The sequence below is a fragment of the Streptomyces sp. NPDC086080 genome (assembly GCF_044540255.1).
Taxonomy (GTDB): domain Bacteria; phylum Actinomycetota; class Actinomycetes; order Streptomycetales; family Streptomycetaceae; genus Streptomyces.
This window is the reverse complement of sequence record NZ_JBITRU010000039.1, coordinates 15,895-30,797: the sequence shown is the minus strand read 5'-3', so window position 1 is coordinate 30,797 and position 14,903 is coordinate 15,895. Positions and strand designations below refer to the sequence as shown.

The following is a 14,903-nucleotide window of genomic DNA, read 5'->3' as shown; positions in this document are numbered from 1 at the left end:
TCGTACCGGGCCGGCCGGCTCAGCGCCGGCCGATGAAGTCGCGCGTCTCCCCGAAGACCTTGTGGTACTCCGGGATCCAGGAGAAGTGCTGGACGAAGCCGTGGCCCGCGCCCTGGTACCGGGTGACCGTCGCCGCCACTCCGGCCTCACGCAGCCGCTCCCCGTACAGCTCGCCCTCGTCGCGCATCGGGTCGTACTGGGCGGTGACGACCAGCGCGGGCGGCAGCCCGGTGAGGTCGGCCCGTTTGATGGGCGACACCAGCGGGTCCGCGGGGTCGGCGCCGCTGTCGAGGTAGAAGGCGTTGAAGGGTTTCAGCCCTTCCGTCTCCAGGCCGTAGCCCTTGGCGTTCTCCCGCAGCGAGGCATAGCGCTCGACGTCGAAGTCCAGGTCGAGCGAGGGGTAGTAGAGGATCTGGTGGGTGATCCGGTCGAAGCCGTCGTCGTGTGCCCTGGCCACGACGGCGGCGACGAAGTTGCCGCCGGAGCTGTCGCCGGCGACGGCGAGGGTGCTGCCGTCCCAGCCCAGGCCCGCACCCTCGTCGGCGACCCAGCGTACGACGGCGTAGCAGTCGTCGAGGCCGGCCGGGAAGGCCGCCTCGGGAGCCAGTCGGTAGCCGACGGAGACGACCTTGAGTCCGGTCTCCTTCGCCAGCGAGCGGGCGACGTGGTCGTGGGTCTCCAGGCTGCCGAGGAAGAACGCTCCGCCGTGGAAGTAGACCAGCACGCCGTGGTCGTCGGCCTCGACCGGTGTGTAGATCCGCACCGGTACGTCGCCGGACGCCGTCCGGGCCGTCAGGTCCTCGACCGCGTGGAGCGGCAGGCGCTCCCCGAGGGGAGCGACCTGCCCTTCTTCCGCGGCACGCATCGCGACCGGATCGAGCGGCCCTTCCGGCGCGGCCGGCAGGCCGGCCAGGAAGCCGGCGATCTCGGGGTGCAGCGGCATGTTCCTACTCCTTCGGCGTGACGCCCGCGGGCTTCTGGCCGGGGAAGACGTCGTTGATCTCGTCCTCGGTCCAGCCCTGGCGCGAGATGCGCTGCAGCTCGTCGGTCACCGGCTTGCGGTTGGCCTGGTACAGGACCAGCGCCTCCTTCAGGGAGTCCGCCTCGCGCAGGGCGTCGGCGAGCCCGGCGGCGTCCTCGATGGCCGAGTTCGCGCCCTGGCCCTGGTGGTGCAGCATCGAGTGGGCCGCGTCGCCGACCAGGGCGACCGAGTCCGAGTGCCACGTGTCGACCGGATCGATGTCGTACACCGCGCGCACGTTCACGGTGCTCATGTCGAGGTCGCGCGCGATGCCCACGAGGCGCTCGTCGAAGCCCTCCAGCGTCGCCAGCATGTCGTCCTTGGTGGCCTGGGGCGACCACGTGCTGTCCGAACACAGGGCGGTGATGTCGAACGACACCTGGTTGCGGTGGCGCAGCGGCAGCAGGTAGACCTTGGTGCCCCGGCCGATGTACATCCGGAGGTTGTCGTCGACGACCATGCCGTGGGCGTCGTCGGCGGAGAGGACCGCACGGTAGGCGTGCTCGCCGGAGAACACCGGGCCCTTGTCGCTGAAGAGCTGGTGGCGGACCACCGACTTGATGCCGTCGGCGCCGACGACCAGGTCCGCCTCGACGGTCTTGCCGTTCGCGAAGGTGAGGACGGAGCTGTCGCCCTTGTCCTGGACGGTCTCCAGCTTGTGGCCGAGGTGCACCATGCCCTCGGGGAGGACGCCCAGGAGGGCGTCGATGAAGTCGCCGCGGTGGATCAGGTGGGTGTGGGTCTGCTCGCCGTCGGCCGGCCACGGCTCCTTCATGATCGGGTCACCGGTGGCCGTGAGGATCTCGAAGTAGTCGCTGGGCGAGCTCACCTTCGCGACCGCGTCGAAGATCCCCCACTGGCGGAACTTGTTCATGGTGGCGGGACGCAGGCCGATGCCGGCCCCGACCTCGCGGATCTGGTTGGCCTGCTCGTACACGTCGACCTCGGCACCGAGCAGGCTGAGCGCCTTGGCCGCCGCCGCGCCGCCGTAGCCCGCTCCGACGACGGCGATCTTCAGGTTCTTCAGCTCTGAGGACTGCATGATGGTTCTCGCTTTACTTCTGAAGGGTGAGGAAATCGGCAGGGTTGTCGACGAAGATCGTCTTGATGGCGGCGTCGTCGAGGCCCGCGGTTCGGAGGTCCGGGATGAGGTCCTCGAAGATGTAGTTGACGGTGTGGCCCTTCACGCCCGGCCAGCCGAGCGGGCTGCAGTTGGCGTCGGCGGAGGCGAGCACCTGCTTCAGCCGGCGGCCCCCGTCGATGAACCGGAGGAAGTGGTCGAGGCGCTCCTGGCGGGGGCGGGCCCAGAACGGCGGGTCGGGCAGCTCGGTCTCGTAGCCGAAGGTGTCGAAGCCGATGCGGCCGCCCTTCTCGGCGATCCAGACGTCGCGCGTCTTCTGGGCGTTCACACCGTCGTCGACGTGCCCGAACAGGACGCGGTCCAGCGGCAGACCCTCTTCCTCGAAGATCGAAATCGCGTTCTCGGCGTCGATCGCGAGGTGGGTCAGCAGCGGCGCGCCCGTGGTGAGCGAGGCGCGGGCCGCGGCCCGGTAGATGCGCTTGTCCAGGTCCGTCATGCGGCCGCCGCGGCTGACGCCGACCTTGATGACACCGGCGAGGCTGCCGGTGTCCCCGATGCCGACGGTGATCTCGTGGACGAACTGCCGCATGAGGTAGTCCACGTCGGCGTTGGCGAAGTGCGGCAGGGCGGTGTCACCGCCGACGAAGCCGGTGCAGGCGACGAGGTGCACCCCGGTCTTCGCGGACAGCGACTTGTAGTAATCGACGTCACGGCCGTTGCAGATGCCGGTCGCGTCGACGAAGGTGCCGCCGCCGTACTCGTGGAACGCGCGCAGCTTCGGGACGGTCTCCTGGTACCGCTGTTCGGGCGTCTTCCACCACTTCGTGTCCAGTTCGGAGCCGGGCATGCCGTATCCGATGTGCTCGTGGACGGCCACGAGTCCCAGTTCCTCGGCCGGGACCGGCCCCAGGACCGTGTTCACTCTCGACACAACACTCACCTTCGGGATAAGAGACTTGATGGTCGTCGGTGCCGGCGCGCTCAGCGCACCGACAGCAGGTCGCGCGGGTTCTCCACGAGGATCCGTCGCGTGTCCTCGTCACTGAGACCCCGTGTCTTCAGGAGCGGGACGAAGGTGGTCAGGAGGTAGCTGTACGGCACGTCGTTGCCGGGGTGGCCCTTCGCCACGCCGGTCGCGCCGGCCGACAGCAGGACGCGGTCGGCGAAACCGGCCTCCACCAGGGCGGCGACCAGAGCGACGCGTTCGGCGTCGGTGAGACAAGTGTCGTCCTCCGTACCCACGTGGTCGAGTGCGACGTAGGCGCCGCGGCGGGCGACCTCGAGGGGCGCCCCGGCGGCGACGGCGTCCCGGCGGTCGAGACCGCCGACGACGACACGGTCGGCGGGAAGCTTCTCGTCGAGGACGACGCCGAGGTCGTGGAGGGCGTCCCTGCCGTAGCGGACGGAGACCGCGACGCCCGTGCCGAGAGCCGCCCGGGCCGCACCCCGGAACAGGCTCTCATCGGTGGCGGTCATGCCCTCACGGGTGGCGGTGGTGGCCACCAGGCCCGCCGCGCCGCGGCGCTCGACCCGCGGGACCACCATGCCCTCGGTGACCTCCTTGGTGAAGAGGTCGGCGAACTTCTCGGCCGGCCACGGCGTCGGCGGGTTGGTCTGCGGCGTGAGGAAGTAGCCGCCGAGCAGTTCCTCCGGGCCCTGGCCCGTCGAGGCGACGATGTGCACACCGGTCGTACGGGCGAGGGTCTCGTACAGCCGGACGTCCCGGCCGTGGAACATGCCGGTGCTGTCGACGATCGTGCCGCCGCCGTGGGCGCGGAAGTCCTTGAGCTTCGCCGCGAGCGTCTCGAAGATCTCCGCGCGGTCGATACGGATGTCGAAGGCGTGCTCGGCGCCCGGCACCACCGACAGCAGCGCCTCGTGGACCGAGATGACGCCGAGCTCATCGGCCGGCACCGGGCCCAGGACGGTGTTCACGGTGTTACTGCTGACGCTCATGCCTGCCTCACGTCTTCCTGTGTGGGGTGCGCACAGCACACCCTGTGGCTGCGGTCACGGTAACCATTGGCTTTACACGCCGTCAATGAAACGAACGCCACGAAAAAACAATGTCTCAACAGTTGCACGCCCGGCCGCCCTTCATGTCACAGGAGACTCCCGCGGCGCGCCACATGCACGTCATGCATGCGGGGGCATGTAAATCATTCATTTGTTCGATGTGATGGCGGGGACTTCACTGAGGGCATGAGTACCCCTCCCACCTCCGACGTCGACCTCTTCGCCGACGACGTCGTCCTCGACCCCTACCCCGTCCACGCCGAACTGCGGGAACGGGGCCCCGTCGTCCATCTCCCCCAGAATGACGTCTACGCGCTGACGCGGTACGACGTCGTCCGTGACGCCCTCGCGGACTGGGAGTCGTTCTCGTCGGCCTCGATCGCATTCAATCCGATGGCCAACGAGGCACTCACCGGCACCTCGCTCGCCTCCGACCCGCCCGTGCACACGCAGCTGCGCGCCACGCTCACCGAGAACCTCTCGCCGCGGGCCCTGCGCGGCCTCAAGGGCGGCATCGAGGCGAAGGCGGACGCCCTGGTCGCCTCCCTCGTCGAGAAGGGCTCGTTCGAGGCCATCGACGCACTCGCCCGGGCCTTCCCCCTGGAGGTCGTCGCGGACCTGATCGGCTTCACGGGCCATGTGCGCGACAACATGCTGCGCTGGGGACAGGCCGCCATGCAGGTCCTCGGCCCGATGAACCAGCGCACGGCCGAGAACTTCCCCATCGCCGGCGAACTCTACGCCTGGTGCTCCCAGGTGACGGCCGAGGACCTGGCCGAGGGCTCCGTCGGCCGCGGCATCTTCGACGCCGAGGCGCGCGGCGCCATTCCGCCGAACACGGCCGGCCACATCATCCACCAGTACCTCGGCGCCGGTGTCGACAGCACCATCGCGGCGATCGGCAACATCGTCGCCCTCTTCGCCCAGCACCCCGACCAGCTCGCGCTGGTCCGCGCCAACCCCTCACTGGTCCCGGCGGCGTTCAACGAGGTGCTGCGCTTCTGGGGGCCCATCAACACCTGGGGCCGGCTCGCCACGAAGGACGTCGAGGTCGAGGGGGTCCTCATCCCGGCGGGCTCGCAGGTCGCCGTGCTGCTCGGCGCCGGCAACCGCGACCCGAGGCACTACGACAACCCGGACGCCTTCCTCGTCGAGCGCAACCCGGTCGACCACCTGGCGTTCGGCTACGGCCCGCACGGCTGCGCCGGCCAGGGACTCGCCCGCCTGGAGGCGCACGCCGTGATCGAGGCACTCTCCCGACGCGTCGAGCGCCTCGTCGCCGGACCCGAGGTCCGTATCCCCAGCAACACCACCCGGAGCATCGAAGAGCTCCCCATCCTGGAGGTGATCCCCGCATGAGGATCGTTCTCGACCGCCCCCGCTGCGAGGGCCACGGCCTGTGCGAGGAGGCCGCACCGCAGCTCATGCACCTCGACGACGAGGGCGAGCTGGTGCTGGACCGCGAGGAGGTCGACGGCGCCGACATCGCCCGGGCGCAGGCCGCCGCCCGGGTGTGCCCGGTCGCGGCCCTGAGGGTCGAATGAGCGCCGGCGCCTTGAGGCGCGTGGTCGTCGTCGGCAACGGGATCGCCGGGCTCACCGCGGCCGACACGCTGCGCGAGGCCGGCTTCGACGGCGAGCTGACCGTCGTCGGCGACGAACCACACCCCGCGTACAGCCGCCCGGCCCTGTCGAAGGCGCTGCTGCTCGACGGCGACGACGTGTCCTCGCACGAGCTCCCGCCGGCCGGGCACGGCGCGACGGAACTGCTGGGCGTACGGGCGACCGGGCTCGACCCGGACCGGCGGCGCGTCACGCTCGACGACGGCACGGCGCTGCCGTACGACCGTGTCGTGCTGGCCACCGGCTCCCGGGCGAGGCGGCTGTCCGCTCTGCCCGAGGAGCTCACCCTGCGCGGACTCGACGACGCCCTGTCCCTGCGCGACCGGCTGGCGGCCAAGCCGTCCGTCGTCGTGGTGGGCGGCGGCCCGCTCGGCATGGAGATCGCCTCGGGGTGCCTGGCCGCGGGCTGCGAGGTCACCGTGGTCTCCCAGGGCGTCCCGCTGGTCCTCCAGCTCGGTCCGTACCTCGCCGACGTCTTCGTGAAGGCCGCGCGGGAGCAGGGCCTCACCGTCGTCGAGACCGACGCCGCCCGGATCGAGGGGGACGCCGGAAACGCCCGGGTCGTCCTCGCCGAGGCTCCGGTCCTGGAGGCCGAGGTGATCATCACCGCGGCCGGCGACATTCCCAACACGGAGTGGCTCGCCGGCTCGGGACTCACCGCGAAAGGGGCCATCGCCGTCGACAGCCGGGGACTCGTCCGCCCCGACGTGGCGGCCGTCGGTGACCTCGCGGCGTTCCCCACCGCGCAGGGCGTGCGCCGCGTCCCCCTGTGGAGCAGCGCGATCGAGCAGGCGAAGGTGGCCGCGAGAGCCCTCGTCCATGGCGACGAGGCGCCCCCGCTCGACTTCCAGTCGTACTTCTGGACCGAGCAGTTCGGACTGAGTCTGAAGGCGGTGGGCCACCTTCCGGTCGACGGCGCACCGGAGTACGTCGACGGAAGTCCGGGGGGCGGTCCGGCGCTGATGCGCTGGTCGCACGAGGACGGCACCGCTGACGCCGTGGCGCTCGACTACCGGATACCGATCCCCCGGCTGCGCCGGATGACCCGGGCGGCCGCGTAGGGTTCGCCGCATGGGCGAGGAGACGCAGGGCACCACGGGTTCGGGTCTCGACCGGCTGGCGTCGGTCAACCTGAACCTGTTGGTGCCCCTGCTCGCTCTGCTGGAGGAGCGTTCGGTGACCCGGGCCGCGGAGCGGGTCGGTCTGTCACAGCCGGCGATGAGCCACGCGCTGACGAGGATGCGGCGGATGCTGGGTGACGACCTCGTCGTCCGGCACGGGACGGGCCTCACGCTGACCCCGCGCGCGCTGGAACTGCTCGGGCCGCTGCGCAGCGCCCTGCAGCAGACGGCCCGCGTGGTGAACTTCCCTTCCTTCGACCCCGCCACGGACCAGCGGGTGATCACCGTCGCCATGACCAACAGCACCGCGTTCGTCATCGGACCCCGGCTGATGCGGCAGGTCGCCGAGCGCGCCCCGCACGCCACACTGCGGCTGCGCACCATCGCGGTGCCGTCCGAGGCCACCTTCAGCGACCAGGGCGTCGACGTGGTGCTGATCTCCGAGGGGCATTTCTCGCCGTACCCGCGCGAGCGGCTGTACGACGACCGCTGTGTGGTGGTGGCCTCGGCGGACGCCCCGCCGGAGGCAGGCGCGCTCGACCTCATCACCACCCTGCCGCACGTCGTCGTCGACACCGAACGGCGGGTCTTCCCCTATGCGGTACTGGAGGACAAGGGCATCCCCTACCGGGTGGGCCAGTTCAGCTCGGACTACCTGCTGGTGCCCTTCCTGGTCGCGCGCGGGGGCGGCGTCGCGCTGATGCGCCACCGGGTCGCCGTCACGATGCGGACGCTCGCCGATCTGCGGATCGAGGAGTTCCCGTTCCCGCTTCCCGGCCTCGGGATCGACATGGTGTGGAATCCCCGGCTGAGCGACCAGTACTTCGTCGAGTGGCTCCGGGCGCTGCTGTTCGACGCGGCGAAGCCTCTCTGAGGCCGCCGCGGCCGGCCTCAGGACAGTAGCCGTACCCAGCTGGCGCCCAGCTCGTCGAGCATCTGATCGCGCGTGAGTTTCCAGTCCGAACCGTTCCAGTGCTGGGCGACGTAGTCGAGTTCCGCCATCGCGAGAACGCCCCGGAAGTGACGCTGATGGGGCTCGAGGCGTCCGGCCATGGCCAGGCCGTCCTCGATGTCGCTGATGGCCTCCTCCAGCCATCGCTCGACCAGGTCGGGGAGTTCGGGATCGACCACCGAGGCGTCGCGGCCGATACGGATGATGGGCCGGATGGTGGGCCATATGTCGGAGGTCCGCCGCAGCCACGCCATGATCGCCTCAGGTGATCCGTCGGCGACGGTGGCCACGAGGTCCCGCGCCGTGGAACCGTGCTCGGGAGAACGGACGCGCTGCAGCGCCTCGTTGAGCTGTTCGTCGATGAGCGCCTTCATCAGCTCGCTGCGGGAGGGGAAGTACGCGTAGAACGTCACCCGTGTGGTGCCCGCGGCGGTCGCGATGTCGTCGACCGTGGTGGCGGCATACCCCTTCGCCTTGAACAGCTCGAGTCCCGACTCCAGCAGCAGACGTCGGGTCATCTGCTTCTGGGCCGCACGAAGGTTCGCCATGCCGGAGATCCTATCGCCGTCTCCGCACGGCGAACCGTTCGGCAGACCATATTTTTGACACAATAGACGCGATCTTTACTTTACGTAAAGTACTCATCCGTGCAGGTCGACGGAGAGCCGCTGCTCCAGTTCCGCCACCGTGACACCGTACGTCTCCAGAACCCGGACCCCGTCCGGGCCGACGGCGAAGACGCCGTGGTCGGTGTAGACGCGGTGGACACAGCCGGGCCCGGTGAGCGGGTAGGTGCATGCCGGGACGAGCTTGGGGGAGCCGTCCCGGGCGAACAGCTTCATCATCACCCAGACCTGCCGCGCTCCGACGGCGAGGTCCATCGCCCCGCCCACGGCGGGGATGGCGTCGGGGTCACCGGTGTGCCAGTTGGCCAGGTCGCCGTGCCGGGAGACCTGGAACGCGCCGAGCACGCACACGTCCAGATGACCGCCGCGCATCATCGCGAAGGAGTCGGCATGGTGGAAGTACGCCGCTCCGGGCAGTTCGGTGACCGGAACCTTGCCGGCGTTGGTGAGGTCGGGGTCCACCTCGTCGCCGGTCGCGGCCGGGCCCATGCCGAGCATGCCGTTCTCGGTGTGCAGCACGATCCCGGCGTCGGGCGACAGGTGCTCGGCGATCCGGGTCGGCTGTCCGATGCCGAGGTTGACGTAGGAACCGGCGGGGATGTCCCGGGCGATACGGGCGGCGAGTTCGTCGGTGGTGAGCGGCCCCCGGTCCGTCCGCTCCGGCACGGTGGTGGTCATCAGCGGGCTCCTTGCACGGTCAGCCGGCGGGCCTTTGCCCGCACCAGTCGGTCGACGTAGATGCCGGGGGTGACCACGGTCTCCGGGTCGATCTCCCCGACCGGCACGATCTCGGTGACCTGGGCGACGACGGTGGTCGCCGCGGTGGCCATGACGGGGCCGAAGTTCCGGGCGGTCTTGCGGTAGACGAGATTGCCCATGGTGTCCGCGCGGTGGGCGGAGATCAGGGCGAGGTCGCCCTTGATCGGGTACTCCAGGACGTGGACGCGGCCGTCGATCTCCCGTGTCTCCTTGCCCTCGGCCAGCGGGGTGCCGACACCGACGGGGCTGTAGAAGGCGCCGATGCCCGCTCCGGCGGCCCGCATCCGCTCGGCGAGGGTGCCCTGCGGTACGACCTCCAGCTCGACGCGTCCGGCCTGGTACAGGTCGTCGAAGACATAGGAGTCGCTCTGCCGGGGGAAGGAGCAGATCACCTTGCGCACCCGGCCCGCTTTGAGCAGCGCGGCCAGCCCCACGTCGCCGTTGCCGGCGTTGTTGGACACCACCGTCAGATCCGTGGCGCCCTGCCGGATGAGGGCGTCGATGAGGTCGAACGGCATGCCCGCCAGACCGAATCCGCCCACCAGGACCGTCGAGCCGTCCTCGATGCCCGCCACGGCCTCGTCGGTCGTGGCGGCGATGATCGTGGTCATCCCTGGCTCACCTCGTCGGTCACGTTCTCCAGGACGACGGCGAGAGCCTGGCCCACGCCGATGCAGATCGCGGCGACGCCCCAGCGCTGCCGTCGCTCGCGCAGCACCTTCGCCAGCGTGCCCAGCAGCCGGCCGCCCGAGGCGCCCAGCGGATGCCCGAGGGCGATCGCGCCACCGCGGGTGTTGACGATCTCCGGGTCGACGCCCCAGGCGTCCACACAGGCGAGCGACTGCACCGCGAACGCCTCGTTCAGCTCGACCGCGCCGACGTCGCCCCAGGTGATCCCGGCCCGGCGCAGCGCCTTCTCCGCCGCCTCCACGGGGGCGAAGCCGAACATCTGCGGCTCGACCGCGTGCACACCGCGGCCCGCGACACGGGCGACCGGGTCCAGCCCGATCCGGCCGGCCGCCGCCCCGGTGCCCAGCAGGACGGCCGACGCCCCGTCGCTCAGCGGGGAGGCATTGCCCGCCGTGATCGTCCCGTCCGGGCGGAACGACGGCTTCAGGGCCGCCAGCTTCCCGGGGTCGGTGCCGGGGCGGATGCTCTCGTCGCGGGCGAGGCCCTCCACGGGGAGGACCAGGTCGTCGTAGAAGCCGTCGTCCCAGGCCTCGGCCGCGAGCCGGTGGGAGCGCGCGGCGAACTCGTCCTGCCGCTCCCGGGAGATCGAGAACCTCTCCTGGAGCAGTTCGTTGCTCTCCCCCAGGGAGACCGTCCACTCCTTCGGCATCGCGGGGTTGACCAGCCGCCAGCCGAGGGTGGTGGAGACGGCCGTGACATCGCGGGCGGGGAAGGCGCGGTCCGGCTTGGGCAGCACCCAGGGCGCGCGGGTCATGGACTCCACGCCGCCGGCGACGACGATGTCCGCGTCGCCGGACTCCAGGGTGCGCGAGGCCATGATCGCCGCGTCCAGGCTGGAGCCGCACAGCCGGTTGACGGTGGTGGCGGGGACGCTCACCGGCAGCCCGGCCAGCAGCGCGGCCATCCGGCCGACGTTGCGGTTGTCCTCGCCGGCACCGTTGGCGTTGCCCCACACCACGTCACCGATCCCGGTGCGGTCGAGACCGGGGGCCCTGGCCAGCAGGCCGGTCAGCGCGGTGGCCGCGAGGTCGTCGGGGCGCACCCCGGCGAGCGCGCCGTTGAACCGGCCGAACGGAGTGCGGGCCGTCGCGTAGAGGTAGGCGTCGCTCATACGGCCCCGCCCGCCGGCATGGCTTCCCCGACGGGCACCGAGTCCAGCGGGATCGGCGTGAACATCTCCGGCTCCTGGTCCGGCGTCAGGGCGGTCGGGCCGTACAGCCAGTCCGTGAACGCGTAGTCGTGGGTGTCCCGGGCGCGCAGCAGCACATTGCGCTGCTCACGGGCGACACCGTCGAGGTGCCACAGCTCGCCCCACTTGCGGGAGGTGGTCAGCACCCGGCGGCAGTGCTCCGGGCGGACCGCCTCGTAGGCGGCGAGCGCGGTGCTCCAGTCGACGGTGCCGTCCTCGGCGCGGTTGCGGGCCACGTGCTCGCCCAGCACCCAGCCGTCCTCCAGGGCCATGATCGCGCCCTGCGCGATGTACTGCAGCGGCGGGTGCGCCGAGTCGCCGAGCAGTGCGATCCGGCCGTGCACCCATGTCATGACCGGCTCACGGTCGAACATCCGCCACCACTTCTCCCGCCACATGAAGGGCAGGCCGTCCTTGACGAAGTCGCAGGTCCCGTCGAAGGCGGCGTCGAGCTCGTCGGGCGTGCCCCAGTCCTCCTCGCCGGCCAGCGCCTTGGGCGACTCGAAGACGGCGACCTGGTTGAGCATCTCGCCGCCGCGCAGTCCGTAGTGGACGAAGTGGCAGCGCGGACCGATGTGGACCACGACCTCGCTGAGGTCGACGGACTTCACCCGCGGCTCCTCGGCGGGAACGATGCCGCGATAGGCGACGTACGCCGAGGAGACGGGCGCGTCGTCGACGAACAGCTTGCGCGCCGGGGAGTGCAGGCCGTCGGCCGCGATCACCATGTCTGCCTCGTACGTCTCGCCGGAGGCGACGGTCACGCGGGCGCCGCCGTCGGTGTTCTCGTACGAGGTGACGTGCGCGTCGTTGATCAGCTCCACGCCGGCGCGGCGGCAGGCGCGCAGCAGCAGGCCGTGCAGGTCGCTGCGGTGGATGACCAGGTAGGGGTAGCCGTAGCGCTTCTCCACGTCCCGCAGGTCGAGACGGGTCAGCTCCGCGCCGTCGACGGCGTCACGCATGACGATCGCGTCCGGGACGACACCGAGGCTCTTGGCCTCCTCCAGGAGGCCGTAGTCGTCGAGGATCCGGGTGCAGTTGGAGGCCAGCTGGATGCCGGCACCGACCTCGCCGAAGGCGGGGGCGCTTTCCAGCAGGCGGACACGCCGGCCCTGGCGGGTCAGCGAGAACGCCACGCCGAGGCCGCCGATACCGCCACCGACCACGATCACATCAGGGTTGGACATGGAACTCACTTCTCTACAGCCACGGGCCGAGCTCGGGAGCGTCGGCGAGCGAATGGGGACGGCCGGCCAGCCAGGCGGCGACCTCGGGCAGCGGACCGCCGGGGAGTGCGGTCAGCCCGCGTTTGGCGCTGATCTCGGCGATCAGGGCGGTCAGGAAGCCCTTCGGGAGATCGGCGAAGGTGACGACGTCGCTGCCGAGGTCGACGGCGTGGACGCACACCTCACGGGCGCGCATCCACGGAAGCTCCGTGGCGGGAACGGTACGGCCCTGAGCGGTGACGACCTCGTGCTGCCACTGCTCGTCGGTGAGTCCGTCCAGTCCCGCGGCGAGCTTGTGCGCGGAGTCGGTCAGCCAGGAGCAGAGCTCGTCGGCCGAGAGGGCCGGGCCCTTGGCGATGCCGGCGGCGCGCTCCTCGGCGGAGGCGTACATCGGCGTCTCCTCGCCCGTGGCCGCCCAGTGCACCAGGTTGCCCAGGGCGTCGGCGTTGGCGGCGACGTGCGCCACCAGATGCTTCCGGGTCCACTGCGGCAGCAGGCTCGGGGCCGAGAAGCCGGCCTCGTCGAGACCCGCGACGGCGTCGAGCATCAGCTCGGTGCCCGTGCGGGCCCATGCGCGGGCGTCGGCGAAGGTCCGCGCGGCCCCGGTCACGCCTCGACCACCTTGTTGGCGCAGGCGCCCAGGCCGGAGATCTCGGTGACGACGGTCTGGCCGGGGAGCAGGAAGACCTTGGGGTCGCGGGCGTTGCCCACACCGGCCGGGGTGCCGGTGGCGATGATGTCGCCCGGGCGCAGGGTGATGACGGTGGAGATGTACTGCACCAGGAAGACCGGGTCGAAGAGCAGCGTGCCGGTGTCGTCCTGCTGCATGACCTGGCCGTCGACGGTCGTCTTGACCTCGAGCGCGGGCCGGACGCCGCCGACCTCGTCGGGGGTGACGACGTAGGGGCCGACCGGGGTGGAGGCCTCCCAGATCTTGCCCTGGGTCCATTCGATGGTGCGGAACTGCCAGTCACGCACCGAGATGTCGTTCATGACGGTGAAGCCGGCGATGGCGTCGGCGGCCTGCTGCTCGTCGGCGCGGCGCACCTGCTTGCCGATGACGACGGCCAGCTCGACCTCCCAGTCGAACGCCTCGGTCTCGGCCGGCTTGACGATGTCGTCGTTCGCGCCCAGCAGGGTGTCGGCGAACTTCGGGAAGAGGGTCGGGTGGCTGGGCAGGTCCCGGCCCATCTCCTTGATGTGGTTGGTGTAGTTGTGGCCGACGCAGACGACCTTGGAAGGGTTCGGGACGACCGGCGCGAAGTCGGCGCCGTCGGCCGGGTAGGTGGTGCCGGAGGCGGCGGCGGCCCTGGCCTGCCAGTCGTCCTCGGCGAACAGCTCGCCGAGGTCGGTGTACCCGAGGTCGACGAGGGTCTCGCCGTCGAGGCGGACCGCCCGGGTGCCGTCGGCGGTGCGGATGGTGGCGAGCTTCATGTCAGGCGTCCTTCTGGGTGCGGTCGAGCTTGAGCGCCTCGAAGACGGGCGCGTCGGAGAAGCGGAAGAGGTCGAAGGCGCCCTCGTCGGAGTCGGTGGCACCGGCCTCGGACCTGGCGGAGAACGGCTCCCAGGACGGGACGACGAACAGGTCGCCGCGGGTCACCGTCCAGGACGTGTCGCCGACGGTCACGACACCGGATCCGTCGAACACCTGGTAGACGGACGAGCCGGTCTCGCGCACCGGGGCGGTCTCGGCGCCGCGGGCCACCCGGTGGAACTCGGCGCGGATGGTCGGCAGGACGTCCGAGCCGTCGTGCGGGTTGGAGTAGCGCACCGCGGCGTGGCCGGGCTCGACGGTGCCGCCGAAGCCCTCCTTCTCCAGCAGCAGCTGGTCGCGCAGGGCCGCGTTGGTGTACTCCCACTTGTAGGACAGCAGCGGGCTGCCCGGCGCGGCGGGTGCGGCCGACAGCGGGCGCAGGCCCGGGTGGCCCCAGAGGCGCTCGGAGCGCGACCGCTCGGGGGTGACGCGCTCGGCGTCGGTGATCTCGTCGCGGCCGAACTCGAAGAACTGCGCCTCGGTGACGTACTGGAAGGGGATGTCCAGGCCGTCGATCCAGGCCATGGGCTCGGAGGTCGCGTTGTGGTGGGCGTGCCAGTTCCAGCCCGCCTGCGGGAGGAAGTCGCCGCGGTTCATCGGCACCGGGTCACCGCCCACGACCGTCCACACGCCCGAGCCCTCGACGACGAAGCGGAAGGCGTGCTGGGTGTGGCGGTGCTCGGGGGCGTCCTCGCCGGGCATGAGGTACTGGATGGCCGCCCACAGGGTCGGGGTGGCGAAGGGCCTGCCGCCGAGGGAGGGGTTGGCCAGCGCGATGGCGCGGCGCTCGCCCCCGCGGCCGACCGGCACCAGGCCGCCGGCCCGGTCCGCCAGCTCCCGCAGCTTCTCCCAGCGCCACAGATGCGGCACGGCACGCGAGCGCGGGTGGGCCGGCATCAGGTCGCCGATCTCGGTCCACAGCGGGACGAGCAGTTCCTGCTCGAAGCCCCGGTACAGCTCTTCGAGCGCCGGGGTGACCTCGGGATGCCCCTCGGCGGATACGGCCTGCAGCCGGACCGGGGAACCCGTGGCGGTGTCTTGGGCGAAGGAGGACTGAGTCACACCC

16 protein-coding genes are annotated in these 14,903 nt (G+C 71.0%); 4 read left to right on the top strand and 12 right to left on the bottom strand.

The features are described from left to right. Positions 1-19 precede the first annotated feature (19 nt). The 4 genes from ACIF9R_RS32700 to ACIF9R_RS32685 are packed head-to-tail and all read right to left on the bottom strand — an operon-like array spanning position 20 to position 4,058. Positions 20-943: an alpha/beta hydrolase gene (locus ACIF9R_RS32700; RefSeq protein WP_399986033.1), complete on the bottom strand. Its 924-nt coding sequence runs from the start codon at positions 941-943 to the stop codon at positions 20-22. Positions 944-947: 4 nt separating this feature from the next. Further along, entirely contained in the window at positions 948-2,063 is a 1,116-nt protein-coding gene (locus ACIF9R_RS32695) for an FAD-dependent oxidoreductase (RefSeq protein WP_399986032.1), read from the bottom strand. 13 nt (positions 2,064-2,076) lie between these two features. Then, positions 2,077-3,033 (bottom strand): phosphotriesterase, encoded by a 957-nt coding sequence (locus ACIF9R_RS32690; RefSeq protein WP_399986031.1) that lies wholly within the window; start codon positions 3,031-3,033, stop codon positions 2,077-2,079. 50 nt (positions 3,034-3,083) lie between these two features. Then, positions 3,084-4,058, bottom strand: coding sequence for a phosphotriesterase (locus ACIF9R_RS32685; protein ID WP_399986030.1), 975 nt, complete (start codon positions 4,056-4,058; stop codon positions 3,084-3,086). 246 nt (positions 4,059-4,304) lie between these two features. Here ACIF9R_RS32685 and ACIF9R_RS32680 point away from each other — a divergent pair, with 246 nt between their 5' ends. The 4 genes from ACIF9R_RS32680 to ACIF9R_RS32665 are packed head-to-tail and all read left to right on the top strand — an operon-like array spanning position 4,305 to position 7,735. Beyond that, positions 4,305-5,477, top strand: coding sequence for a cytochrome P450 (locus ACIF9R_RS32680; RefSeq protein WP_399986029.1), 1,173 nt, complete (start codon positions 4,305-4,307; stop codon positions 5,475-5,477). After that, entirely contained in the window at positions 5,474-5,662 is a 189-nt protein-coding gene (locus ACIF9R_RS32675; RefSeq protein WP_399986028.1) for a ferredoxin, read from the top strand. The genes ACIF9R_RS32680 and ACIF9R_RS32675 overlap by 4 nt, the downstream gene beginning before the upstream one ends. A 20-nt stretch (positions 5,663-5,682) precedes the next feature. After that, entirely contained in the window at positions 5,683-6,801 is a 1,119-nt protein-coding gene (locus tag ACIF9R_RS32670) for an NAD(P)/FAD-dependent oxidoreductase (RefSeq protein WP_399986058.1), read from the top strand. A gap of 10 nt (positions 6,802-6,811) precedes the next feature. Beyond that, on the top strand, positions 6,812-7,735 hold the full coding sequence (locus tag ACIF9R_RS32665; RefSeq protein WP_399986027.1) for a LysR family transcriptional regulator: 924 nt from the start codon (positions 6,812-6,814) through the stop codon (positions 7,733-7,735). A 17-nt stretch (positions 7,736-7,752) separates the two neighbouring features. Here ACIF9R_RS32665 and ACIF9R_RS32660 read toward each other — a convergent pair whose 3' ends face one another. The 8 genes from ACIF9R_RS32660 to ACIF9R_RS32625 form a co-directional block, all read right to left on the bottom strand. Beyond that, on the bottom strand, positions 7,753-8,361 hold the full coding sequence (locus ACIF9R_RS32660) for a TetR/AcrR family transcriptional regulator (protein ID WP_399986026.1): 609 nt from the start codon (positions 8,359-8,361) through the stop codon (positions 7,753-7,755). Positions 8,362-8,454: 93 nt separating this feature from the next. Then, entirely contained in the window at positions 8,455-9,117 is a 663-nt protein-coding gene (locus ACIF9R_RS32655; RefSeq protein ID WP_399986025.1) for a 3-oxoacid CoA-transferase subunit B, read from the bottom strand. After that, entirely contained in the window at positions 9,117-9,809 is a 693-nt protein-coding gene (locus ACIF9R_RS32650; protein ID WP_399986024.1) for a 3-oxoacid CoA-transferase subunit A, read from the bottom strand. Before ACIF9R_RS32650 ends, ACIF9R_RS32655 begins: the two co-directional genes overlap by 1 nt. Next, positions 9,806-10,999: a thiolase family protein gene (locus ACIF9R_RS32645; RefSeq protein WP_399986023.1), complete on the bottom strand. Its 1,194-nt coding sequence runs from the start codon at positions 10,997-10,999 to the stop codon at positions 9,806-9,808. The genes ACIF9R_RS32650 and ACIF9R_RS32645 overlap by 4 nt, the downstream gene beginning before the upstream one ends. Further along, positions 10,996-12,264 (bottom strand): FAD-dependent oxidoreductase, encoded by a 1,269-nt coding sequence (locus tag ACIF9R_RS32640; RefSeq protein ID WP_399986022.1) that lies wholly within the window; start codon positions 12,262-12,264, stop codon positions 10,996-10,998. The genes ACIF9R_RS32645 and ACIF9R_RS32640 overlap by 4 nt, the downstream gene beginning before the upstream one ends. Before the next feature lie 13 nt (positions 12,265-12,277). Next, complete coding sequence (locus ACIF9R_RS32635; RefSeq protein ID WP_399986021.1) at positions 12,278-12,913, bottom strand: maleylpyruvate isomerase N-terminal domain-containing protein; 636 nt, start codon at positions 12,911-12,913, stop codon at positions 12,278-12,280. After that, on the bottom strand, positions 12,910-13,737 hold the full coding sequence (locus ACIF9R_RS32630) for a fumarylacetoacetate hydrolase family protein (RefSeq protein WP_399986020.1): 828 nt from the start codon (positions 13,735-13,737) through the stop codon (positions 12,910-12,912). Before ACIF9R_RS32630 ends, ACIF9R_RS32635 begins: the two co-directional genes overlap by 4 nt. Before the next feature lies 1 nt (position 13,738). Then, positions 13,739-14,899 carry a cupin domain-containing protein gene (locus tag ACIF9R_RS32625; RefSeq protein ID WP_399986019.1) on the bottom strand — a complete coding sequence of 387 codons (1,161 nt, stop codon included), beginning with the start codon at positions 14,897-14,899 and terminating at the stop codon, positions 13,739-13,741. Between the last annotated feature and the right edge of the window lie 4 nt (positions 14,900-14,903).